This is a genomic window from Solwaraspora sp. WMMB335, assembly GCF_049179075.1.
Lineage (GTDB): Bacteria > Actinomycetota > Actinomycetes > Mycobacteriales > Micromonosporaceae > Micromonospora_E.
This window is the reverse complement of the sequence record NZ_JBMHMF010000001.1, coordinates 6,831,713-6,854,198: the sequence shown is the minus strand read 5'-3', so window position 1 is coordinate 6,854,198 and position 22,486 is coordinate 6,831,713. Positions and strand designations below refer to the sequence as shown.

19 protein-coding genes are annotated in these 22,486 nt (G+C 70.1%); 9 read left to right on the top strand and 10 right to left on the bottom strand.

Annotated elements, in window-relative coordinates; translation table 11 throughout:
• Position 1 precedes the first annotated feature (1 nt).
• Entirely contained in the window at positions 2 to 889 is an 888-nt protein-coding gene (locus ACN27F_RS29575; RefSeq protein ID WP_421438752.1) for a deoxyribonuclease IV, read from the top strand.
• Here ACN27F_RS29575 and ACN27F_RS29570 read toward each other — a convergent pair.
• From ACN27F_RS29570 to ACN27F_RS29560, 3 genes are read right to left on the bottom strand one after another with little or no spacing between them, the layout of a single operon-like run.
• Positions 886 to 1,935 (bottom strand): threonine aldolase family protein, encoded by a 1,050-nt coding sequence (locus tag ACN27F_RS29570; protein ID WP_421438751.1) that lies wholly within the window; start codon positions 1,933 to 1,935, stop codon positions 886 to 888. The two genes, ACN27F_RS29575 and ACN27F_RS29570, sit on opposite strands and share 4 nt — an antisense overlap.
• Positions 1,928 to 3,334, bottom strand: coding sequence for a class II 3-deoxy-7-phosphoheptulonate synthase (locus tag ACN27F_RS29565; RefSeq protein ID WP_421438750.1), 1,407 nt, complete (start codon positions 3,332 to 3,334; stop codon positions 1,928 to 1,930). The genes ACN27F_RS29570 and ACN27F_RS29565 overlap by 8 nt, the downstream gene beginning before the upstream one ends.
• Positions 3,335 to 3,344: 10 nt before the next feature.
• Entirely contained in the window at positions 3,345 to 3,851 is a 507-nt protein-coding gene (locus tag ACN27F_RS29560) for a hypothetical protein (protein ID WP_421438749.1), read from the bottom strand.
• Positions 3,852 to 4,094: 243 nt separating this feature from the next.
• Here ACN27F_RS29560 and ACN27F_RS29555 point away from each other — a divergent pair, with 243 nt between their 5' ends.
• The 4 genes from ACN27F_RS29555 (at position 4,095) to yicI (ending at position 9,570) form a co-directional block, all read left to right on the top strand.
• Positions 4,095 to 5,399, top strand: coding sequence for an ABC transporter substrate-binding protein (locus ACN27F_RS29555; RefSeq protein WP_421438748.1), 1,305 nt, complete (start codon positions 4,095 to 4,097; stop codon positions 5,397 to 5,399).
• Positions 5,400 to 5,460: 61 nt separating this feature from the next.
• Positions 5,461 to 6,384, top strand: coding sequence for a carbohydrate ABC transporter permease (locus ACN27F_RS29550; protein ID WP_421438747.1), 924 nt, complete (start codon positions 5,461 to 5,463; stop codon positions 6,382 to 6,384).
• Between the two features lies 1 nt (position 6,385).
• Positions 6,386 to 7,264: a carbohydrate ABC transporter permease gene (locus tag ACN27F_RS29545; RefSeq protein WP_421438746.1), complete on the top strand. Its 879-nt coding sequence runs from the start codon at positions 6,386 to 6,388 to the stop codon at positions 7,262 to 7,264.
• 23 nt (positions 7,265 to 7,287) lie between these two features.
• Positions 7,288 to 9,570 (top strand): alpha-xylosidase, encoded by a 2,283-nt coding sequence (gene yicI / locus ACN27F_RS29540; protein ID WP_421438745.1) that lies wholly within the window; start codon positions 7,288 to 7,290, stop codon positions 9,568 to 9,570.
• On the opposite strand, the gene ACN27F_RS29535 is transcribed toward yicI, so the two are convergent.
• Positions 9,536 to 10,225, bottom strand: coding sequence for a TetR/AcrR family transcriptional regulator (locus ACN27F_RS29535; RefSeq protein WP_421438744.1), 690 nt, complete (start codon positions 10,223 to 10,225; stop codon positions 9,536 to 9,538). The two genes, yicI and ACN27F_RS29535, sit on opposite strands and share 35 nt — an antisense overlap.
• A gap of 260 nt (positions 10,226 to 10,485) precedes the next feature.
• On the opposite strand from ACN27F_RS29535, the gene ACN27F_RS29530 reads away from it, so the two are divergent.
• On the top strand, positions 10,486 to 11,394 hold the full coding sequence (locus tag ACN27F_RS29530; RefSeq protein WP_421438743.1) for an ABC transporter permease: 909 nt from the start codon (positions 10,486 to 10,488) through the stop codon (positions 11,392 to 11,394).
• Positions 11,387 to 12,199 carry an ABC transporter ATP-binding protein gene (locus ACN27F_RS29525; protein WP_421438742.1) on the top strand — a complete coding sequence of 271 codons (813 nt, stop codon included), beginning with the start codon at positions 11,387 to 11,389 and terminating at the stop codon, positions 12,197 to 12,199. The genes ACN27F_RS29530 and ACN27F_RS29525 overlap by 8 nt, the downstream gene beginning before the upstream one ends.
• A gap of 101 nt (positions 12,200 to 12,300) precedes the next feature.
• On the opposite strand, the gene ACN27F_RS29520 is transcribed toward ACN27F_RS29525, so the two are convergent.
• The 5 genes from ACN27F_RS29520 to ACN27F_RS29500 all read right to left on the bottom strand — a co-directional run bounded on the left by ACN27F_RS29520 (position 12,301) and on the right by ACN27F_RS29500 (position 17,287).
• Complete coding sequence (locus ACN27F_RS29520; protein WP_421438741.1) at positions 12,301 to 13,941, bottom strand: glycosyl hydrolase family 18 protein; 1,641 nt, start codon at positions 13,939 to 13,941, stop codon at positions 12,301 to 12,303.
• A gap of 89 nt (positions 13,942 to 14,030) precedes the next feature.
• Positions 14,031 to 14,381, bottom strand: a complete 351-nt coding sequence (locus ACN27F_RS29515; protein WP_421438740.1) for a DUF2203 domain-containing protein — start codon at positions 14,379 to 14,381, stop codon at positions 14,031 to 14,033.
• 289 nt (positions 14,382 to 14,670) lie between these two features.
• Entirely contained in the window at positions 14,671 to 15,489 is an 819-nt protein-coding gene (gene proC, locus ACN27F_RS29510) for a pyrroline-5-carboxylate reductase (protein ID WP_421438739.1), read from the bottom strand.
• Positions 15,490 to 15,584: 95 nt separating this feature from the next.
• Positions 15,585 to 16,613, bottom strand: a complete 1,029-nt coding sequence (locus tag ACN27F_RS29505) for a 6-phosphofructokinase (RefSeq protein WP_421438738.1) — start codon at positions 16,611 to 16,613, stop codon at positions 15,585 to 15,587.
• A 167-nt stretch (positions 16,614 to 16,780) separates the two neighbouring features.
• Positions 16,781 to 17,287 carry a polyadenylate-specific 3'-exoribonuclease AS gene (locus ACN27F_RS29500; protein WP_421438737.1) on the bottom strand — a complete coding sequence of 169 codons (507 nt, stop codon included), beginning with the start codon at positions 17,285 to 17,287 and terminating at the stop codon, positions 16,781 to 16,783.
• Positions 17,288 to 17,644: 357 nt separating this feature from the next.
• Here ACN27F_RS29500 and ACN27F_RS29495 point away from each other — a divergent pair, with 357 nt between their 5' ends.
• Positions 17,645 to 18,337, top strand: a complete 693-nt coding sequence (locus tag ACN27F_RS29495; protein ID WP_421438736.1) for a Crp/Fnr family transcriptional regulator — start codon at positions 17,645 to 17,647, stop codon at positions 18,335 to 18,337.
• Positions 18,338 to 18,426: 89 nt separating this feature from the next.
• Here ACN27F_RS29495 and ACN27F_RS29490 read toward each other — a convergent pair whose 3' ends face one another.
• Positions 18,427 to 18,621, bottom strand: coding sequence for a hypothetical protein (locus ACN27F_RS29490; RefSeq protein WP_421438735.1), 195 nt, complete (start codon positions 18,619 to 18,621; stop codon positions 18,427 to 18,429).
• A gap of 284 nt (positions 18,622 to 18,905) precedes the next feature.
• Between ACN27F_RS29490 and ACN27F_RS29485 the strand changes: the two genes are divergently transcribed.
• Positions 18,906 to 22,475: an ATP-binding protein gene (locus ACN27F_RS29485; protein ID WP_421438734.1), complete on the top strand. Its 3,570-nt coding sequence runs from the start codon at positions 18,906 to 18,908 to the stop codon at positions 22,473 to 22,475.
• The last annotated feature ends 11 nt before the right edge of the window (positions 22,476 to 22,486 follow it).

Below are 22,486 nucleotides of genomic sequence, written 5' to 3'. Positions count from 1 at the left end.
GGTGGCCGCGACGTCCGGGACCGGCCAACGGCCGGTCGGTTCGCACACCCCGACAGCCGGCGGGCTGGCCAGGACGGCGCTGCCCTACGCCGAGGCCGCCGGTTCGCAGGTGGTGCAGGTGTACGTCGGCAACTCACGCGGCTGGGCACTGCCGGCCGGCGACCCCGTTCAGGACGTGGCGTTCCGCGACGGCTGCGGCGAGCGCGGGCTGCAGGCGTACGTGCACGCGTCGCTGCTGGTGAACCTGGGGTCGCCCACCGCCGCGACGGTGCGACACTCGGCGGACACACTGGCGCACGCGCTGCGCCGGGGACGGGAGATCGGCGCCACGGCGGTGGTCTTCCACGCCGGCAGCGCGGTCGACGACGGGTACGCCGACACCGCGATGCGCCAGGTACGGCAGACGCTGCTGCCGCTGCTCGACGCCACCGACGCGGCGGACGGGCCGATGCTGCTGGTCGAGCCGAGCGCTGGCGGCGGCCGGTCGTTGGCGTCGCGGGTCGAGCACCTGGAGCCGTACCTTGACGCGGTGGACTGGCACCCCCGGATGGGGGTGTGTTTCGACACCTGCCACGCCTGGGCGGCCGGGCACGACCTGGCCAGCCCGGCCGGAATGGCCGCGACCATCGACGCGCTGGTGGCCGCGGTCGGTGCGGACCGGCTACGGCTGGTGCACGCCAACGACTCCCGGGACCCGTGCGGGTCGACCCGGGACCGGCACGAGACGATCGGCGCGGGCACCATCGGCGAGGCACCGTTCGCGCGGTTGATGCGCCATCCGGCCACGGCCGGCGTACCGGTGCTGGTCGAGACCCCCACCCAGCGGCATCTGGGCCACGCCGCCGACATCGCCACCCTGCGTCGACTGGCCGACGCGACCGGCGGTTAGCGGACCGCCCGGTCAAGGGCGCCGGTGAGCACCTCGACCGCCCGGTCCACGGCGGTGTCGTCGACGTCGAGGTGGGTGACCAACCGGGCGGTGTGTGGGCCGACCACCGAGATCAGCACCCCGCCGGCCCGGACCTCGGCGGCCAGCGCGGGCGCGTCCAGCGCCGCCTTGGCCAGGTCCAGCGCGACGATGTTGGTGCGAACCCGGGCCGGGTCGGCGACGCCGTACGGGGCCAGTGCGTGCGCCAGCCGGGCGGCCCGGACGTGATCGGCGGCGAGCCGCTCGACGTGGTGTGCCAGCGCGTAGCGGCCGGCGGCGGCGAGCACTCCGGCCTGGCGCATCCCGCCGCCCATTCGTTTGCGGATCCGGCGGGCCCGGCCGATCCGGTCGGCGGTGCCGACCACCAGCGAGCCGGCCGGGGCGCCGAGCCCCTTGGACAGGCACACCGACAGGGTGTCGAACAGCGTCCCGTAGTCGGCCAGCGGGACCCCCTCGGCCACGTGGGCGTGCCAGATCCGGGCGCCGTCGCAGTGCAGGGCCACGCCGACGGCGGCGGTGGCGGCCCGCAGTCGCCGCAGCGTGTCCAGCCCGATGGTCTGCCCGCCGGAGCGGTTGTGGGTCTGCTCCACCGCGACCGCGCGGGTCGGTACCGCACCGTAACCGTCGACGCGGATCATCGTCGCGACCTGATCGGGGTCGAGGTCGCCGCCGGCGGCCGGCCAGGTCCGCGAGGAGATCCCGCCGTACGCCGCAGCGGCCCCGACCTCGTAGGTGACCACGTGCGCGTCGGCGTCGCAGAGCAGTTCGCCGCCGGGCGGAACCAGCGCCTGCAGGGCGATCTGGTTGGCCATCGACCCGGTCGGCGCGAACAGCGCGGCCTCGTGCCCGAACAGCGCGGCGACCTGCGCCTCCAGCGCGTTCACGCTGGGGTCCTCGCCGTACACGTCGTCGCCGACCTCGGCAGCGGCCATCGCCGCCCGCATCGCCGGACCCGGCCGGGTGACGGTGTCCGAGCGCAGGTCCACCGCGACGACCGGGTCAGCCACGGAGCATCTCCGCGACCAGGAAGGCCAGTTCGAGCGACTGCTGGGTGTTCAGCCTCGGGTCGCAGGCGGTCTCGTAACGGTCCGGCAGGTGGATGTCCTCGATCGCCTGCGCTCCGCCGAGGCATTCGGTGACGTCCTCGCCGGTGAGCTCGACGTGCAGGCCACCGGGGTGGGTCGCCAGCCCGCGGTGCACCTCGAAGTAGCCGAGCACCTCGTCGACGATCCGGTCGAAGTGGCGGGTCTTGTAGCCGTTGGACGACTCGTGGGTGTTGCCGTGCATCGGATCGCACTGCCAGACCACCCGGGCACCGGCGGCGGTGACCTTCTCCACGATCGGCGGCAGCGCGTCGCGGACCTTGTGGTTGCCCATCCGGGCGATCAGGGTGAGCCGGCCCGGCACGTTGTCGGGGTTGAGCTTCTCGCACAGTTCGAGTGCCTGCTCGGGGGTGGTGCCGGGGCCGAGCTTGACGCCGACCGGGTTGGCGATGCGGGAGACGAAGTCGATGTGCGCCCCGTCGATCTGTCGGGTGCGCTCGCCGACCCAGAGGAAGTGGCCGGACAACCCGTACGGGCGGTCGCCGGAGATCCGGGTCAGCGCCCGGTCGTACTCCAACGCGAGGGCCTCGTGCGAGCAGTAGAGCGTGACGGTGCGCAACGCGTCGTCGTCGGTCAGCCCGCAGGCCCGGATGAAGGCGAGGGCCCGGTCGATCTCCCGGGCGATCGCTTCGTACCGCTCGCCGGCCGGGGACCGCTTGACGAAGCCCTTGTTCCAGTCGTGCACGGCGTGCAGGTCGGCCAGCCCGCCGGCCAGGTACGCGCGGAGCATGTTCATCGCGGCGGCGCTGTTGGCGTACGCCCGGATCATCCGCTGCGGGTCGGCGACCCGCGCCTGCGGCGTCGTGTCCAGCGAGTTGATCATGTCGCCGCGGTAGGCCGGCAGACCGAGGGCGTCGGTCGGTGACGAGCGAGGCTTGGTGTACTGGCCGGCGAGCCGGGCGACCTTGACCACCGGCAACGAGGCGCCGTAGGTCAGGACCACCGCCATCTGCAGGATGGTGCGGGCGTTGGCCAGCAGGTGGCTCTCGGTGTTGTCGGTGAAGGTCTCGGCGCAGTCACCGCCCTGTAGCAGGAAGGCCTTGCCGTCGCAGACCAGGGCGAGTCGCTCCCGCAACTGGTCGACCTCGTACGGGGCGACCACCGACGGCACGTTGTCCAGCACCTGGCAGACCTCGTCGACCACGGTCGGGTCCGGCCAGGGCGGCGTCTGCGCCCGGGGCAGGTTGCGCCACCGGTCCAACCCGAACGCCTCGTCCTCGACCGAGTTGGCGGCGGGACGACTGGTCTGCAGGCTCGGATGCCCGACCGACGGGTGGCTCAACTGATGCCATTCTTGGCCCATGGCCCAAAGCCTAGACCGGTGGTGTCGCGCTGGGTCCGCCGGCCGGCGCGGCCGTCTCGTCGTGGATGCACCAGTCCCCGGCATCGAAATCCGCTGGCGTGACGGTGAATACGAGGTCCACCGCGGTGCTCCCGGCGCCTGAGGTGATCGCGACGGTCGCGGTCACCTCGTGTCCGACCGCTACCCGCCGGGATCCGGTCACCTCGGCCCGCGACACCGAGAACGACTCGGCGAAGTCGCCGTTGGGCCCGGTGGCGCTGGCGTCGAAGATCTCCTGGGTGGCGGCGCACAGTTGGGCGCGTCCCTGGTCGACGTCCTTCGCCCGCATCGCGTCGAGGTAGTTCTGCACCAGCTCGTGGGACTCCACGCTGCCCGCCGGCGGAACCGTGGCGCTCGGCGCCGATATCGGCGCCGGCGCCGGACCGGCGGTACATCCGGCGGCGGCCAGACCCAGGACGGCCAGGACGGCCAGGGTGCCGATGCGCGAGACCGCACCAGGTGGCGCACTGATCCGCATCCGCGCAGTGTACGGCCCGGACCTTGGAGCACCGGCTGCCGACGCAGCCGGGCCGCGATGCCTTGAACAGGCAGAAACCGTTCCGTCATGGGATTGACACGCTGCCAACACAGTCGTAGCTTGCTTGTCGAATCGCTTAGTCGAAGCGTTTCGACAAGCTCACGGACTTCACCCCGATCCCCTGTCCTGTGGCGGCGCCGGCACCGCGCCGTCCCTCCGGCATACCCGCGAGGAGGCTGGAAAGTGCTTCACCCCAAGAGGAACCGCACCCTGATAGCCGCGACACTCACCGCCGCGGCCCTGACCCTGTCGGCCTGCGGCGCCGACTCCGACGACAGCGGCGACGGCAGCACCCTGCGCCTGTGGCACTACGAGGGGGCCAACAGCGCGATGGGCATCGCCTGGGCCGAGGCCATCGAACAGTTCGAGGCCAGCCACCCGGGTGTCACCGTGGTCTACGAGGAGAAGGGCTTCGAACAGATCCGGCAGAACGCCGGCATGATCCTCAATTCGGACCAAGGCCCGGACATCCTGGAGTACAACAAGGGCAACGCGAGCGCCGGCCTGCTGTCCAAGCAAGGGCTGCTCACCGACCTCACCGATGTGGTGGCCGAACGCGGCTGGGACGAGATGATCTCCCCGAGCGTCGCCACCACCTGCAGGTACGACGCCAGCGGGGTGATGGGTGGCGACACCTGGTACGGCATACCCAACTACGGCGAATTCGTGACGGTCTACTACAACAAGGACATGTTTGCCGAGTACGACCTGCCGGTGCCGACCACCTTCGTCGAGTTCGAGAACGTGCTGGACACCTTCGTCGACGACGGGATCACCCCGATCTCGGTCGGCGGCGCCGAATACCCGGCCCAGCAGATCTTCTACGAGTTGGCGCTGAGCCGGGCGGACCGGTCCTTCGTCGACGACTTCCAGCTCTACGCCGCCCCGGTCGACTTCCACGGCCCGGAATTCAGCTACGCGGCCACCACCTTCGCCGGGTGGGTCGACAAGGGCTACCTGAGCGCCGACTCCGCCGGCATCAAGGCCGAGGACATGGGCGTCGCCTTCACCCAGGGCACCTTTCCGATCCTGATCTCGGGCAGCTGGTGGTACGGCCGGTTCAGCGACGAGATCACCGGCTTCGACTGGGGCACCTTCCTCTTCCCCGGCAGCGACCTGCACCCCGGCTCCGGCGGCAACATCTGGGTGGTGCCGAGCAACGCCGAGAACAAGGACCTCGCCTACGACTTCATCGACATCACGATGCAGCCGGACATCCAGAACCTGCTCGGTGAGTCCGGCGGGGTACCGCTGGCGGCGGATCCGGCGGCGATCAGCAACCCGAAGGCCAAGGAGCTGATCGAGAACTTCAACACGCTCAACGAGTCGGACGGGTTGGCCTTCTACCCGGACTGGCCGGCGCCGGGCTACTACGACGTACTGGTCGCCGGGGTCCAGCAGCTGATCAACGGCAGCAAGACGCCGGACGAGGTGCTCGACGAGATCGCCAAACCCTACGACGACAACCTGGCCAGCATCGGCAAGTGAGCGACGACCGTGCGCCGGGGACAGCGGTTCCCGGCGCGCGGGGTCCGACCCCGGAGGTCCCATGGCAAAGCCGCTCATCCGACCCCGCCCGCCGAAACCGGATCGCGGGTACGTCATCTTCCTGCTCCCCGGGATCGTGCTGTTCCTCGCCGTGATCGTGGTACCGCTGGTGATGAACATCGGGATCAGTTTCACCCGGTGGTCCGGGGTCGGAACGCCGGAATGGATCGGGTTCGACAACTACGACCGGTTGCTGCGTGACGCCAACTTCTGGGTCTCGTTCCGCAACATCGGCTTCATCATCGTCGCGATGGCGGTGCTCCCGACGCTGCTCGGGCTGTTTCTCGCCGCTGTCCTGTTCGACTACGTGGCCAACCGGATCGGCCCACGTACGGCGAGCGTATTCCGATCCGGGCTGTACCTGCCGCAGGTGCTGCCGGTCGCGGTGACCGGCATCGTCTGGGGTTGGATCCTGCACCCCAGCTACGGTGCGTTGAACTCGGTCCTGGATCGTGTCGGCCTGGACGCCCTCGCCCGCAACTGGCTCGGCGATCCGGCGTACGCGCTGCTCAGCGTCATGGCGGTGATGGTCTGGTTCCAGCTCGGCTACCCGATCGTCATGTTCATGGCCGGCCTGCAGCGGGTCGATCCGGAGCTCTACGAGGCGGCCGATCTGGACGGGGCCGGCTGGTTCCAGCGGTTCACCCGTATCGCGGTGCACCAGATCAAGCCGGAGATCTACGTCGTGCTGGTCACCACCACGATCGCCGCGCTGAAGATCTTCGGGCAGATCTTCGTGCTGACCCGGGGCGGTCCCGGCAACGCCACCCTGGTGCCGTCGTACTTCGCCTACCAGAACTTCTTCGAAAAGGCCGACGCTGGCTACGGATCGGCGATCGCCACCGTACTGACCGGCATCATCGTCGTGCTGACCTACCTGTTCCTGCGGATCCAGACCCGCGGCGAGCGCCTGGAGAGGAACTGAGATGGCCACCACCACGATCACCCGCCGCCGCGGCCACGGCTGGGTGCCCGGCCGGCTGGCCAGGGCGATCACCGCACCGGTCGTCCTCGCCGCACTGACCGTGCTCACCCTGCTGGTGCTGGCGCCGTTCCTGGTCGTCGCGTTGAACGCGGTCAAGTCACCCGCCGAGTACGCCGCCGACGGTCCACTGTCGGTGCCGGGCGAGCTCTATCTGCGGGGCATCATTGACTTCTGGTTCCGGGTCGACTTCGGCGAGAAACTATGGAACAGCTTCCTGATCAGCACCACGGTCGCCGTCGGCGCGGTGGTGATCTCGGTGCTCAACGCGTACGCGATCGGGATCGGCCGGATGCGCGGGCAGCTCGCCTTCCTGATGTTCTTCCTGCTGGCCAACCTGCTACCGCAGGAGGCGCTGGTCTACCCGTTGTACTACCTGTCCAAACAGGTTGGACTCTACAACAGCCGGATCGCCGTCATCATCATCTTCACCGCGATCCAGGCCGCGTTCGGCACCTACCTGCTCTCCTCGGTCTTCCGGGACTTTCCCCGGCAGTTGCTGGAGGCCGCCGCGATCGACGGGGCGGGCAAATGGCGGGTGCTGTGGAAGGTGGTGGTGCCGACCAGTTGGCCGACCCTGTCCGTGCTGTTCACCTTCTTCTTCATCTGGACCTGGAACGAGTTCTTCCTGCCGCTGATCTTCCTGATCTCCAACGACAAGCAGACGGTGCCGGTCGCCCTCGGCGTCCTGCAGGGAGACCGAATGATGGACGCCACCACCACCAGCGCGTCGGCGCTGCTCGGCATCGTGCCGGCGGTGCTGTTCTTCCTCGTTTTCCAGCGCACCCTGACCCGGGGTGTGCTGGCCGGCGCGGTCAAGTAGGACCTGACCCGAGAGAGGGCCTGATGAAATTCAGCAACGGCTACTGGCGGATGCGCGACGGCGTGCGCCCGCTCTACCCCGCGCAGGTGCACGACGTCGAGGTCGAACCGGCGGCACTGACCGTGTACGCCCCGACCCGGCGGATCACCGGTCGCGGCGACACCCTCAACCAGCCCTTACTCACCGTGCGCTGCACCTCCCCCGCTCCTGACGTGATCTCCGTGCGGGTCGGCCACTTCCTCGGCCGCCGTCCCCGGCGTCCGGACTTCGCGCTGGCCACCGAGCCGGACGTCGAGGTCCAGGTGACCGACGGCGCCGAGCACACCAGCATCACCTCGGGCGGCCTGACCGCCCGGTTCGCCCGGGGCGACGGCTGGCGGCTGGAGTTCGTGGCCGCCGGCCAGGTGCTCACCAGCAGTGGCTACAAGAGCATGGCCGCGCTGGACACCGACGACGGATCGTACGTGCGGGAGCAACTCAGCCTGGGCGTCGGCGAGACGGTGTACGGACTCGGCGAGCGGTTCGGTCCGCTGGTGCGCAACGGCCAGGTGGTCAACATCTGGCAGGAGGACGGTGGCACCAGCAGCGAGCAGGCCTACAAGAACATCCCGTTCTACCTCACCACCGGCGGGTACGGGGTGTTCGTCAACCACCCCGGCCTGGTCTCCTTCGAGGTCGGTTCCGAGGTCGTCTCCCGGGTGTCGTTCAGCGTCGCCGGGCAGGAGCTGGAGTACCTGGTCATCTACGGTCCGACGCCGCGCGAGATCCTGCGCAGGTACACCGCGTTGACCGGCCGCCCGGCACTGCCGCCGGCCTGGTCGTTCGGGCTGTGGCTGAGCACCTCGTTCACCACCTCGTACGACGAGCAGACGGTCAGTTCGTTCATCGACACCATGGCGGAGCTGGATCTGCCGCTGTCGGTGTTCCACTTCGACTGTTTCTGGATGCGCGAGTTCCACTGGTCGGACTTCGAGTGGGATCCGCGGGTCTTCCCCGAACCCGAGCTGATGCTGGACCGGCTCCGCAAGCGTGACCTGAAGATCTGCGTGTGGATCAACCCGTACATCGCCCAGCGGTCGGCGCTGTTCGCCGAGGGCATGGCGCGCGGTTACCTGGTCCGTACCGCCGACGGTGACGTCTGGCAGTGCGACCTCTGGCAGGCCGGGATGGGCCTGGTCGACTTCACCAACCCGGACGCCCGGCGTTGGTACGCCGACAAGTTGCGGGCGTTGCTGGACATGGGCGTCGACGCGTTCAAGACCGACTTCGGCGAGCGGATCCCGACCGACGTGATCTGGCACGACGGCGCCGATCCGCAACGGATGCACAACTACTACACGCACCTGTACAACCGGACGGTGTTCGACCTGCTCCGGGAGTACCGCGGCGAGGGCGAGGCGGTGCTCTTCGCCCGGTCGGCCACCGCCGGCGGGCAGCAGTTTCCGGTGCACTGGGGTGGCGACTGCGAATCGACCTTCGAGTCGATGGCGGAGAGTCTGCGCGGCGGCCTGTCACTGGCCATGTCCGGGTTCGGTTTCTGGAGTCACGACATCGGCGGGTTCGAGGGCCGGCCGGCGCCGGAGGTGTTCAAGCGCTGGATCCCGTTCGGCCTGCTCTCCTCGCACAGCCGGCTGCACGGCAGCCAGACCTACCGGGTGCCGTGGACGTTCGACGCCGAGGCGGTCGACGTGCTGCGGATCTTCACCCGGCTCAAGGCGCGGCTGATGCCGTACCTGTTCGGCCAGGCGGTCCTCGCCCACCGGGAGGGGATTCCGGTGATGCGCCCGTTGGTCGCCGAGTTCCCGGCCGACCCGGCGGTCACCCACCTGGAGCGGCAGTACCTGCTCGGGGACGCCCTGCTGGTCGCGCCGGTGTTCCAGGCCGACGGGCAGGTGGAGTTCTACCTGCCGGCCGGCACCTGGACCCATCTGCAGACCGGCGAGGAGTTCACCGGATCGGGCTGGGTACGCCGCGTGGTCGGCTTCGACCAGGTGCCGGTGCTGGTACGACCCGGCACGGTGCTGCCGCTCGGAGCGAAGGCGGACCGGCCCGACTACCCGTACGCCGACGACGTGACCCTGGCGGTGTACCGGCTCACCGACGGACAACAGGTGCAGGTGTCGGTGCCCGCGCTGGACGGGACCGAGGCTGCCCGGTTCGTGGTGTGCCGCGACGGCGCGGTCGTCACCGCGGACCGGGTCGCCGGGGCGGCCCTGCCGTGGCGGGTGCAGCTGGTCGGCCATGGTGAGCCGGTGGGGGTCGCCGCGGACGTCACCCGGTGGCGGGGGGAGCTGACGGTCCGGTAGCCGGCTCCACGGTCGGCCCGGAGCTCGGACCCGCCGGCCCGGAGCTCGGACCCGCCGGCCCGGCGGCCAGGGCGGCGGCGACCGAGGCGGCCAGCCGGGCCACGTAGCCGCGGGGCAGCGGGGTACGGGCCACGGCGAGCCGCCAGTAGAGCGGACCGACCATCAGGTCGACGACGAAGTCGGGATCGGTGTCGGCGGGCAGTTCGCCCCGCCGCACCGCCCGATCGGTCACCAGGGTCCCGATCGCGTGCTGGTTGTCCCGCAGGGCGCTCTGCAGGGTCTGCGCGATCGCCGGGTTGCGGGCGGCCTCGGCGAGCAGGTCCGGCACGATCTGTCCGGCCAGCGGGTGACGCAGCGCCCGGGCGGCGACCGACAGGTACAGCTCCAGGTCACCACGGAGCGTGCCGCTGTCGGGTAACGCCGTGACGGTGACCGCGACCGCAGAAATGATCTCGATCACCATCTCGAGTTTCGAGCTCCACCGCCGGTAGACGGCGGTCTTGCCGACCCCGGCCCGCCGGGCCACGCCCTCGATCGACATCCGCCCGTACCCCACCGCCGCCAGCTCCTGCAAAACCGCAGCTCTGATCGCCTCGGTCACGTCCTCGCGGAGAACCGCCGCCCCGGCCGGGATGCGCTTGCCGTCGACCTGCATCGGGACGAGTCTACCGCCACGACGATACGGTTGCGTATCGTCGCTGGCTCCCCTACCGTTTCGGTGAGGACGCAACGGTATCGTTCCGTGCCACCGGGCACGCTAGGTGAGCAACGGGGGGCGGTGCCTCGCCTACCGGTCCGGCATGCTCGCATGCCCACGGGCCGCCGGCAGCATCCGGGTGGATTCCCGGATTCCCGTGGAAAAGGGGTGGCGGGTGTGCGCGAGCGGCAGCCGTGGCTGACGGAAGGACGGATCGGATGCAGCAGTCGACCAGCGGCACGACCGTGACGCTGGAACCGGACCGCGAGCTCACCGCCGCCGAATTGGCCACGCGCCACGGCATGGCGGTCAGCGGGGCGCGACCCGGCCTGTTCCCCTACCTCGGGCAGCTGTGGTCACGGCGGCACTTCATCTGGGCGTACGCCAGCGCGCGGTTGATCTCCACCTACACCAACGCCCGGCTCGGCCAGGTCTGGCAGGTGATCACACCGCTGGCCAACGCCGGAGTCTATTTCCTCGTCTTCGGCGTGCTGCTGGGCACCAACCACGGCATCGACAACTTCATCGGCTACCTCTGCACCGGGATCTTCATCTTCACCTTCACCCAGCAGACGGTCACCACCGCGGCCCGGTCGATCTCCGACAACCTGAACCTGATCCGGGCGGTGCACTTCCCTCGGGCCAGCCTGCCGCTGACCTCGGTGCTGGTGCAGTTGCAGCAGCTCGCCCCGTCGATGACCGTGCTGGCGGCGATCATGCTGGTCACCGGCGAGGGCATCGATCTCAGCTGGCTGCTGCTGCTGCCCGCGCTCGCGCTGCAGACCGTGTTCAGCACCGGCCTGGCGATGACGGTGGCCCGGTGGGCGTCGCGCACCAGCGACCTGTCCCAGTTGCTGCCATTCATCATGCGGACCTGGCTGTACGCCTCCGGCGTGTTCTACAGCCTCGACCGGTTCACCACCGACCTGCCCGGTTGGGTCGCCGGGGTGCTGCACCTGAATCCGATGGCGGTCTACATCGATCTGGTCCGGTACGCGCTGATGGATTCGATGGGCAGCCGCCCGCCCGGTTACCTGTGGCCGGCCGCACTCGGCTGGGCGGTGGTGATGGGGGTCGCGGGCTTCATCTACTTCTGGCGTGCGGAGGAGGAGTACGGCCGTGGCTGATCCGCTGGGCGCCGCCGCATCCGCTGTCGGTACCGGTACCGACAGCCGGGTGCCTACCGTGATCGTCGACAACCTCCATGTGGTCTACCGGATCCACACCGGCGGCGGCGGGCGCAACTCACCGGTCGCGGCGCTGCGCCGGATAGCCACCCGTAGGCGGGCACCGTCGATCCGCGAGGTGCACGCCATCCGTGGAGTGAGCTTCGTGGCGTACCGGGGCGAGGCGATCGGGCTGGTCGGCAGCAACGGTTCGGGCAAGTCCACCCTGCTGCGGGCGGTGGCCGGACTGCTGCCGCCGCGTCGGGGCAAGGTCTACACCCGGGGCCAGCCGTCGCTGCTCGGCGTCAACGCGGCGCTGATGAACGACCTGACCGGCGAACGCAACGTGGTGCTCGGCTGCCTGGCGATGGGGATGACGCCGGCCCAGGTCCGGGAGAAGTACGACTCGATCGTGGAGTTCTCCGGCATCAACGAGCGGGAGGACTTCACCTCGCTGCCGATGCGCACGTACTCCTCCGGTATGGCGGCCCGGCTGCGGTTCTCCATCGCCGCCGCGAAGACCCACGACGTACTGATGATCGACGAGGCGCTGGCCACCGGTGACGCGCGGTTCCAGCGCCGCAGCGAGGACCGGGTACGCGAGCTACGCGAGCAGGCCGGTACGGTCTTCCTGGTCAGCCACAACAACAAGTCGGTCCTGGACACCTGCGAGCGCAGCATCTGGCTGGAGTCCGGCGTGATCCGGATGGACGGCCCCAGCCCCGAGGTGGTCAAGGCGTACCAGGAGCACGTCAACCGCAAGTAACTGACGGTGGTGGGTACGACCGTCGGTCGTACCCACCACCGTCGGGTGGGTTACCGCGCTGGGTCCGCCCGCAGACGGATCAGCCGAGGCGAGGCGTCGGATCAGCCGAGGCCGTTGCGGATCGCGGTGATCAACTCGCCGTTGCCGGTGTCACCGGAGAGTTCCCAGAAGAACGCTCCACCGAGGCCCTGGCCTCGGGCGTAGCTCATCTTGCCGCCGATGGTGCTCGGCGTGTCGTAACTCCACCAGTTGTTGCCGCACCTGGCATAGGCGGTGCCGCCGACCGTGCCGGTGGCCGGGCAGGTGTTCTTGAGCACCTTGTAGTCCTCGATGCCCTGCTCGTAGGTGCCGGGTGCCGGGCCGGTCGCGGTGCCACCGGGCGCGCTCTGGGTGACCCCGGACCAGCCACGACCGTAGAAGCCGATGCCGAGCAGCAACTTGCTGGCGGGAATGCCCTTGCTCTTGAGCTTCTGGATGGCCGCGTCGGACCAGAAGCCCTGTTGCGGGATGCCCGGATACGAGGTCAGCGGCGAGTGCGGTGCGGTCGGACCCTGGGCGTTGAACGCGCCGAAGTAGTCGTAGGTCATCGGCATGATCCAGTTGAGGTTGCCGGCGGCCCCGGCGTAGTCGGCCGCATCGATCTTGCCGCCGTTGCTCCCGTCGGCGGTGATCGCCGCGGTGACCAGGGCGGCGGATCCGAACCGGCTACGCAGCGCGGAGATCACGTTCTTGAACGCGTTGGGACCGCTGCTGTCACAGGTCAGGCCGCAGGCGTTCGGGTACTCCCAGTCGATGTCGATGCCGTCGAACACGTCCGCCCAGCGTGGATCCTCGACCAGGTTGTAGCAGGAGTCGGCGAACGCGGCGGGGTTCTGCGCGGCCTGGGTGAACCCGCCGGACCAGGTCCAGCCGCCGAACGACCAGATCACCTTCAGGTGCGGGTACATCCGCTTGAGCTTGCGCAACTGGTTGAAGTTGCCGCGCAACGGCTGGTCCCAGGTGTCGGCGACGCCGTCGACGCTCTCCGCCGCGGTGTACGCCTTCTCGTAGTCGGCGTAACTGTCACCGATGGTGCACCGGCCGCCGGTGGTGTTGCCGAAGGCGTACAGGATGTGGGTCATCTTCGCCGCTGATCCACTGGTGTGGATGTTACGGACATGGTAGTTGCGGGCGTAGATCCCCCACTGGGTGAAGTACCCGACCACCTTCTGTCCGCCCGGCGGGGGTGGCGGGGTGGTCGGCGGTGGCGTGGTCGGCGGTGGCGTGGTGGGTGGAGCGGTGGTCGGCGGCGCGGTAGTGGGTGGAGCGGTGGTGGGTGGAGCGGTGGTCGGCGGCGGGCCGCCGGCGCAGGACACCCCGTTGATGGTGCAGTTCTGCGGCGCACGGTACGCGCCGGCGCCGATGTAGCCCCAGTTGAACGAGGCGCCCGGGGCAAGACTGCCGGCCCAACTCTTCTTCACCGCGGTCCAGTGGTTGCCGCTGCGGGTGACGTCGGCGTCCCAGAAGCTGCTGATCGTGGTGCCGGCCGGCAGGTCGAACTCGATCCGCCAGGTGCTCACTGCGACGTCGGAGCCGTTGGCGACGGTCACCCTGACCTCGTGCCCGGTGCCCCAGTCCGACGTCGCGGTGAAGGTCGCGGAAATGGTGCCGGCGCCGAAGGCGGCGGTGACCGGCACCGCTGCGGCCACGGTCACCACGGCCAGCGCGCCGGCCCACATGGCACGGCGCAGTGGTCCTCTCATGTAGCGCCTCCCAATTAGTTAGGAAACTTTCCATAAAGTGCCTGAGACGCTACTCACAGGTTCGCCACTTCGTCAAGATGTCGAAATCTCTAGATACGACGACGGCCGGGGAAGCCACACTCCAGACGGTGGTACCAGCCGATCTCGCCGTCACCTTCCAGCCAGCACCACAGCACCGGCCGGCCGTCGAGCTCGCCCGGGAAGTCGAGCAGCACCGGGGCCACCCCTTTGACCTGGATCTCGTGCTCGTTCACCTCGTCGAGGATCCCGTAGATCCGCGCCTCCAGCGCCTTGACCTCAGCCAGCCCACCGTGCGGGCTGTCCAGCCCACCGGCCAGGTCGGCCCGCAGTTCGGCCAGGTCTGCCCGCAGGACGACCAACTCGTCGACACGCGGACGCAGGGTGGCCATCAGGTGACGCGCCTGGGCAAGGGTGAACACGTCCGACAGTATGGTCCATCACGATCCGCCCCGGGCCGCCGCCGGTCGCCGTGCGCCGGCGGCGGCACTGGGCGCGTCGGCGGTACGCGCCCGGGGGCAGCCGGCCGCAGGGGGCAGCCAGGACCGGCTCTCGACGCCGCCGCAGGGGAAGGTACGGCGCGACGTCGCACGGCGGTTCCGGGGGCATCGACCAGCAGCCGTCCGGCCGGTGCAACCACAACCACCGATGTAGCAAACAGTAGCCAGACAAACACGTTAAGCGGAAGAGCCTTGGACGTGAGTGAATACCTCAGTTATGGTGCGCGGCCAACTCACGGGCCCGGTCACGGGCCGCTTCCAGGGCGGCGAGCATGGCCGCCCGGACGCCGTGATTCTCCAGCTCCCGGATGGCGGAGATGGTCGTCCCGGCCGGCGAGGTGACCGCCTCCCGCAGCTTCACCGGGTGCTCCCCCGAATCGCGCAGCATCACCGCGGAGCCGATCGCGGTCTGCACGATCAGGTCGTGCGCCACCTGTCTCGGCAGCCCGAGCAGGATCCCCGCGTCGATCATCGCCTCGACGAGCAGGTAGAAGTAGGCCGGCCCCGACCCGGACAGCGCGGTGACGGCGTCCTGTTGCGTCTCCGGCACCTGGATCGTCGACCCGAGCGGCTGGAACATCTCCTCGGCCAGGGCCAGGTGCGCGGCGGTGGCGTGCCGCCCGGCGGAGATCGCGGTCATCGCCTGGTCGACCAGGGCCGGAGTGTTGGTCATCACCCGGATCACCGGTGTGCCCTCGGCCAGCCGCCGGGCGAAGAACTCGGTCGGCAGCCCGGCACACAGCGAGATGACGAGCTTGTCGGTGGGCACCTTCGGCCCGATCTGGTCCAGCAGGGTAGCGGCGTCCTGCGGCTTGACCGCGATCGCGAGTACCTCCGCCTCGACCACCGCCGCCAGGTTGTCCACCACCGGCACGCCGTAGCGCACGGCGATCTCCTCGGCCCGCTCCGGCCGACGGGCGGTGGCGAGCAGCTGGGCCGCCGGCCAGCCGGCCCGCAGCAGGCCCGACAGCACCAGCTCACCGATCTTGCCGGCACCGATCACCGCTACCTTGTACGCGCCCGGGGGCATCGGTACGTCACCTTCTTCCGGTCGGGGCGGTACGGGAGAACCGGGCGGTGGGCGCGAGCCGCCGGTCCCGGCCCGCTCCCGCCCGATATGCACGATCAACTACCGAAGAACACCTCGGCCTCGGTGTACCGCTCCAACGGGACGGTCTTGAGCTCGCGGGTCGCCTCGATCAGCGGCACCCGGACGATCTCGGTGCCACGGATACCGACCATCTTGCCCCAGTCGCCGTCGTTGGCAGCGTCGATCGCGTGCAGACCGAGCCGGGTGGCCAGCACCCGGTCGAACGCGGTGGGCGTGCCACCGCGTTGGATGTGGCCCAACACCACGGTCCGGGCTTCCTTGCCGGTCTTGGCCTCCAACTGCTCGGCCAGCCACTGGCCGATGCCGCCCAGCCGCACGTGGCCGAAGGAGTCGGTCTCCTGGTTCTGCAGGACCATCTGGCCCTCCAGCGGGTGCGCGCCCTCGGCGACGACCACGATCGGGGCGTACTGCTTCTGGAAGCGCTTCTCGACATAGGTCGCCACCTGCTCGACGTCGAACGCGCGCTCGGGCAGCAGGATCACGTTCGCCCCGCCGGCCAGGCCGGCGTGCAGCGCGATCCAGCCGGCGTGCCGGCCCATCACCTCGACGACCAGGGTGCGGTGGTGGCTCTCGGCAGTGGTGTGCAGCCGGTCGATCGCCTCCATCGCGATGTTGACGGCGGTGTCGAAGCCGAAGGTGTAGTCGGTGGCACCGAGGTCGTTGTCGATGGTCTTCGGCACGCCGACCACCTGCACGCCGAGTTCGTGCAGCTTGGTGGCGACGCCGAGGGTGTCCTCGCCGCCGATGGCCACCAGCGCGTCTACGCCCTGAGTGGTCAGGTTTTCCTTGATCCGCTCGACGCCGCCGTCGATCTTGAACGGGTTGGTCCGGGACGAACCCAGGATGGTGCCCCCCCGAGGCAGGATGCCCCGTACCTCGTTGATGCCGAGAGGCTTGCTCAGCCCCTCCAGCGGTCCGCGCCAGCCGTCGCGGAAGCCGATGAACTCGTGACCGTAGCTGGCGACGCCTTTGCGCACCACCGCCCTGATCACGGCGTTCAGGCCGGGGCAGTCGCCCCCACCGGTGAGCACGCCGATACGCATGATCCGCTCATCCTCCAGAAGTGTGCGGTAAGCCCACTGGAGCCCCAGGAACGAAGTCCGGTCAGACCGTCGGCATCATTGCCGGCCCGGGGCGGGCCGTCAGTGCGCACTGTATCGGCCCGGCCGGTGGCCGGGCGAGCAGACCCCGGGGATCGCCGACCCTGGGCTCAACGCGGGTACGCCCGGTCGATGACACGCCAGCGGGCCAGATTGTGTCGGGCGTCGACCAAGGCGTCGTGCCGGTCCGCGGCGGCTGACGGCAGGCGCGGGCGGCCGGCGTCGTCCCAGCGCTGTCGCAGGTCCTTGGTGAACCGGGGGATCTCCCGGGGCAGCGCGGGCATCGCTCCCCACAGTTGCGCCAGCGCCACATGGTCGTACGCGGCGTACCAGGCCCACAGCTCCAGTTCGTCGGCTGAACCGGCGCGTACCGGCCCGATGAGGAATTCGTACAGTTCGTCGCGGATGCGCTCGCGGGAGCGCCACGCGGGGTTGGCCGGCGAGGGCAACTTGTCCAGCACGTGGCGACGAACCCAGGGCACCGCCCGGGACGCGTCGAACTCGGTGGACACCGCGTAGAACTCACGGCCGAGCTCGTCGACGACGCCGATCGAAACAAGATCGATGACGTGGCCGTCCTCGATGAACTCGCAGTCGTAGAAGTAGCGGTGGATCATTACCACCATCCTCGCCGACCCCGACCATCGACGCTCATCGGGGTGCCGGCTGGGCCGACGCACGCGCTATCGGCACCAGCCGGCACCTTATTCCCCACGGCCGGATCCACCGGGCCCCCGTGTCGGCCCCCACCCGCCGGTGGATCTGGCCACTAGCCTGCTGGTTTGTCGGGCACAGGACTGTCACAGAAATGATTGTGGGGGTGTACACCACGCGACACGGGAGCCATGATCTGATGTTGACGCCGTTGTCCGAACGGTGGCTATTTCATGTTTGCCCGCGCCGGGTGGCGTACCTAGGCCGGACACGATGGTGCCCCCGGTGGGATGGTGCCCTTGGTGGGGAGGGAATGGACCGTGGAGATGCGCCTGCCGGAGCCGGGTGACGCGCTCACCGGCGTGGACATGTTCGCCGGCCTCGAACCGGAGGTGCGGCAACGGGTCATCGCCGCCGCGGTACCGCGTACCTACCGTAAGGGGCAGTTGCTCTTTGTCGAGAACGATCCCGGCGAATCACTCATCGTGCTCAAGCGGGGTGCGGTGGCGGTCTTCCGCACCGCACCGACCGGCGAGCGGGCCGTGCTGTCGGTGGTCCGCCCACCGGACGTACTCGGGGAGGTGTCGCTGCTGGACGCCTCCACCCGGTCGGCCTCGGCCGAGGCTATCGAGGACTGCACCGCGTTGGCTCTGTCCCGGGGCGCCTTCATGGACCTGGTGCACTCCAACCCACGGATCCTCGACGCGGTCATGCGCTCGCTCGGCGCCCTGATCCGCCGCCTGACCGAGCAGAACGCCGATCACGTGTTCCTGGACCTGCCGGGCCGGGTGGCCAAGACGCTGGTCAGGTTGGCCGGCGAGAGCCAGGCCCCGATGATCACCATCGAGCTCAACCAGAGCCAGCTCGCCGAGATGGCCGGTGGCTCCCGGCAGAGCGTCAACCAGGCGATCGGGTCGTTCAGCAGTCGTGGCTGGTTGCGTACGGAGGGCCGGCGGATCGTGGTGACCGACGTGGCGGCACTGCGCCGCCGGGCCGGAATGGCCGATCGCTGACGCGCATCGCCGGCTGCCTCCGTCGGGCGACCGGCGGGCCCGGTGCGCAGCCGCCGCGCGCTCCGGGCCCGGTCGTCAGTCGGTTGCGATCACGGATGGGTGCTGGTCGGGCCGATCCAGTTGGTGCCGACGGTCTCCCCGGTCGGACCGATCCAGTCCTCGGCCACCACGCCCTCCTTCTGCAGCTGGGCCAGCGTGCCGGCGTCGATGTCGACCATGTCGCCGGCGGCGTAGCTGGTGCCCGAACCGTCGGTCCAGTCCTGCTCCAACTTGACGTACACCATGTCTGAGACTCCCCTGCTCGGTCTGATCCCGCTGGATGTCGGTCGACGCCAGCCGGATGTCGGTCGGTTCATGCTGGATGAATGTAACCGGCCACCACCAGCAGTTGGACTGTCCATTAACCAACAGCCCGGTTTTGGACAGTTGACGCGACCCGCGATACTCGGCGGCGAGCACAATGTGACCTGCGTGTCCGGTCACCCCGGCCGACAGGCACACCCGCTGGCACGCCCGGTCAGAAGCCGCTGGCCGGCACCGCCGACCAGATGGGACAGTAGGTTCCCAGATGAGGATCCGACTCGACTCTCGGGCGAGGAGACCCGGCATCGCTGCTCCCTGTGACAAGTGCGGCCGGACCGCCGCCGATGACGACCGCTTCTGCGGCGGCTGCGGTACGGCGCTGACACCTGTCTGCGTCCACTGCGACCGGCCGCTGCCCGCCGACGCGAGCTTCTGCACCTCCTGCGGCCAGCCACAGAGCACACGGCGCGGCGTGGAGCCGAGCCAGGAGGACCGGCGCCGGGTCAGCGTCCTGTTCATCGACCTGATCAACTTCACGCCGTACGTGGAGCGGGTCGATCCGGAGCAGGTCCGCCGGATGCAGACCACGTTCTTTTCCGTTGTGCGCCGGGTCGTCGGGCAGTACGGCGGGGTGGTGGAGAAGTACATCGGCGACGCGGTGATGGCACTGTTCGGCGCCCCGGTCGCCACCGAGAACGACGCGCTGCGCTGCGTGCGGGCCGGGCTGGAGCTGCGCCGGGCGCTGGCGGACTTCACCGGCAACGCCGGTGAAGGGCTGCGGTTCCGGATCGGGGTCGCCACCGGCGAGGCGTTGGTGGACACCGGCGCGGCCCGCGACGGCGGCCAGGCGTTCCTGGCCGGCGACGTGGTCAACACCGCCTCCCGGATGCAGTCCGTTGCACCGCCGGAGGGGGTGCTGGTGTGCGGCAACACGTACGCGCTGACCAAAGAGGCGATCGACTACGACGCCCGGCCGGCGGTCACCCTGCGTGGGCGGTCGTCGCCGACCGAGGTGTGGCTCGCGCTGGCACCGCTGCGCCCGGCCACCGACCGGCAGGACGACGCGACCCCGCTGATCGACCGCGAACATGAGCTCGGGTTGCTGGTCAACGCTCTCTACCGGTGTATCCGGGACCAACGGCCGCAGATGCTGACCGTGCTCGGCCAGGCCGGCATCGGCAAGAGCCGGCTGGTACGCGAACTGGCCCGGCACGCCGAGCGGATGATCGACCAGCCGGTCACCTGGCGCACCGGCCGGTGTCCACCGTTCGGCCAGAACGTCACGTTCGCCGCGCTCGCCGACATCGTCAAGGCCGAGGCCGGCATCCTGGACACCGACCTGGCGACCGTCGCCGAGCAGCGTCTCGGCACAGCGGTCCGTGCCCTGGTCGCACCGGCCACGGCCGACCGGCTGATCACCGCACTGCGCCCGCTGGTCGGGTTGCCGCACCGCAACCTGCCGGCCGAGGAGACCGAATCGGCCTGGCGACGGTTCCTTCTCGCGCTGGCGGCCCGCCAGCCCACCGTGCTGGTCTTCGAGGATCTGCACTGGGCGGACGAGGCGATGCTGCGCTTCGTCGAGCTGCTCGGTGCCGGCGCCCGGCAGGTGCCGCTGCTGCTGCTGTGCACCGCCCGGCCGGAGTTGGCCACCCGCGACCCGGGCTGGGCCGGCACCACGCCCGGCGCGCTGACCGTCAGCCTGCCGCCGCTGCGCGACAGCGCCGTGGCCACCCTGTACGCCCATATGTTCGGCGCCACGCCATTCTCCGCCGACCTGCTCGGTCCGCTGGTCGAGGTCGCCGACGGCAACCCGCTGTACGCCCACGAGTACGTCCGGATGCTGATCGAGCAGGGCTCGCTGCGCCGCAGCGGACGCGGCTGGACCCTCGACCACGGCAGCCGGCTGCCGATCCCGGACAACGTGCACGCGGTGATCGCCAACCGGGTCGACCTGCTGGATCCGAGCGACCGCGCGGTGCTGCTGTCCGCCGCCGTGGTCGGCGTGCAGTTCTGGCCCGGGGCGGTGGCCGCCGCCCTGGGCCAGCCGGTGGAGCTGGTCGACCGGTCGCTACGCCGGCTGGAACAGCGCGACTTCGTCCACGAACAGACGAGTTCGGCCATGGCGCAGCAGCCGGAGTTCCGCTTCCAGCACGTACTCGTCCGCGACGTGTGCTACCAGCGGCTGCCGCGCAGCGAGCGGGTCGCCCAGCACGCGCGCACCGCCGACTGGCTGGACACCCTGGCCGGCGACCGGGACACCGACCTTGCCGAGGTGCTGGCCCACCACCGGTGGGCGGCCCACGAGATCGCCCACACGCTGAGCCTGGACACCGGCCGGTACGCGGTCGATGCCCGCGACGCGCTGCACCGCGCCGCCCGCCGGGCGTACGCGCTGCACGCCCTGGACGTCGCGGCCGGGCACGTGCGGCGGGCGCTCGGGCTGATCTCTCCGGACGGCCCGCACGAGTTGCTCGACCGGCTGCAGCTGGAGCTGCTCGACGCGGAGATCGCGTTCCTGCTCGACGGCCGCGGATTCCTCGCCACCGGCGGTACCGACCGGCTGCAGTCGCTGGCCGGTCAGCTGTCCACCGCGGGCGATCAGGGCTACGCGGCCCGAGCCTGGACGCTGCTCGGTCGGGCGGCCTGGCTGCACACCGACCGGGACGAGGCGCTGCGCTGTCTGGACCGGGCGGTGGAGCTGTTCGACGCGCTGGCCGACAGCGATGAGAAGGCCGACGCGTACGCCGAGCTGGGCCGGCTACACATGCTCAACCTGGAACGCGATCCGGCGATCGCCGCCGCCGGTGCCGCCGCGATGATCGCCGAGCGGCTCGGACTGGTCGAGACCCTGGTCAACGCGCGGATCACCGAGGCGATGGCCCGCTACCAGTCCGGTGAGCGGACCGGGCTGGACGAGCTGCGGGCGGTGACGACGACCTGCCGGGAGCAGAAGCTGCTGGCGCTGCCCCGGGCGCTGCAGAACCTGTCGTACGCCTTGTGCGAGGAGGGCGACTGGTCCGCCGCCGCGCAGTTGATGGCCGGGGCGGCACCCGGTTCCAACCTGAGCACCGGCTACTCGGGCGACGCGATGCGCGCCTACTTCGCCGGCGACTTCGCCGCCTTCCTGGCCGCCGCGGATGCCTTCGTCGAAACGCCGAGCGGGCAGTGGGACATCCAGGTCCGTGGGCTGCGGTCGTGCCTTCGGGTGCTGCGTGGCGAGCCGGTCCCGGCGGCCGGCACCGGCGCGGTCGACGACGTCGACGAGGCGGTGCGCGCAGCACGAGACAGTGGCTTCCGCCGGCCGTACTGGAACAGCCTCGGCCTGGGCGCGTTGTGCCGGGCCCTGCAGGGCCGCACGGCCGAGGCTACCGCGCTGCTCGAGGAGTTGGACCGGTCCTGGTCGGCGGTGCCGGCGCTGGCCAGCGGCGAATGGATCGCGGCGGCCTCGTTCGCCGCGGCGGTCATTGGCCGGGAGGCAGCCGTCCGGGTCCGCTCGATGCTCGACCGGGTGCAGCACCGGACGCCCTGGGCAGAGGCCGCGTTGCAGACGGTGACGGCAGCGGTAGCCGGGGCCGACGGCGACCTGCGCCGGGCCGAGGAATTCTTCACCGCGGCGGCGGCCGGGTTCGCCGCGATCGACGCCACCACCGACCGGATGCTGGCGCTTGCGCTGGCCGCCGGCGCGTTGCGCGACGCCGGTGAGCGGGAGGTCCCGGCCACCACGACCCTGACCGAGGTACAGCGATTCGCGCTGCGTAACAAGGCGCCGGGACTGCTGCGGCTGGGCAGCGTCGCGGCCAGCGGTGTCGGCTGGTCGCCCACGCTCGCCTCCTGACGCTGCCCGCG

Bases quoted from the DNA above. Each gene is read 5' to 3' on its own strand.
- ACN27F_RS29485 (WP_421438734.1), top strand. From the start codon at position 18,906: ATGAGGATCCGACTCGACTCTCGGGCGAGGAGACCCGGCATCGCTGCT.
- proC (WP_421438739.1), bottom strand. From the start codon at position 15,489: ATGCCCCCGGGCGCGTACAAGGTAGCGGTGATCGGTGCCGGCAAGATC.
- ACN27F_RS29545 (WP_421438746.1), top strand. From the start codon at position 6,386: ATGGCCACCACCACGATCACCCGCCGCCGCGGCCACGGCTGGGTGCCC.
- ACN27F_RS29520 (WP_421438741.1), bottom strand. From the start codon at position 13,941: ATGAGAGGACCACTGCGCCGTGCCATGTGGGCCGGCGCGCTGGCCGTG.
- ACN27F_RS29535 (WP_421438744.1), bottom strand. From the start codon at position 10,225: ATGCAGGTCGACGGCAAGCGCATCCCGGCCGGGGCGGCGGTTCTCCGC.
- ACN27F_RS29505 (WP_421438738.1), bottom strand. From the start codon at position 16,613: ATGCGTATCGGCGTGCTCACCGGTGGGGGCGACTGCCCCGGCCTGAAC.
- ACN27F_RS29565 (WP_421438750.1), bottom strand. From the start codon at position 3,334: ATGGGCCAAGAATGGCATCAGTTGAGCCACCCGTCGGTCGGGCATCCG.
- yicI (WP_421438745.1), top strand. From the start codon at position 7,288: ATGAAATTCAGCAACGGCTACTGGCGGATGCGCGACGGCGTGCGCCCG.
- ACN27F_RS29560 (WP_421438749.1), bottom strand. From the start codon at position 3,851: ATGCGGATCAGTGCGCCACCTGGTGCGGTCTCGCGCATCGGCACCCTG.
- ACN27F_RS29500 (WP_421438737.1), bottom strand. From the start codon at position 17,287: ATGATCCACCGCTACTTCTACGACTGCGAGTTCATCGAGGACGGCCAC.
- ACN27F_RS29530 (WP_421438743.1), top strand. From the start codon at position 10,486: ATGCAGCAGTCGACCAGCGGCACGACCGTGACGCTGGAACCGGACCGC.
- ACN27F_RS29550 (WP_421438747.1), top strand. From the start codon at position 5,461: ATGGCAAAGCCGCTCATCCGACCCCGCCCGCCGAAACCGGATCGCGGG.
- ACN27F_RS29490 (WP_421438735.1), bottom strand. From the start codon at position 18,621: ATGGTGTACGTCAAGTTGGAGCAGGACTGGACCGACGGTTCGGGCACC.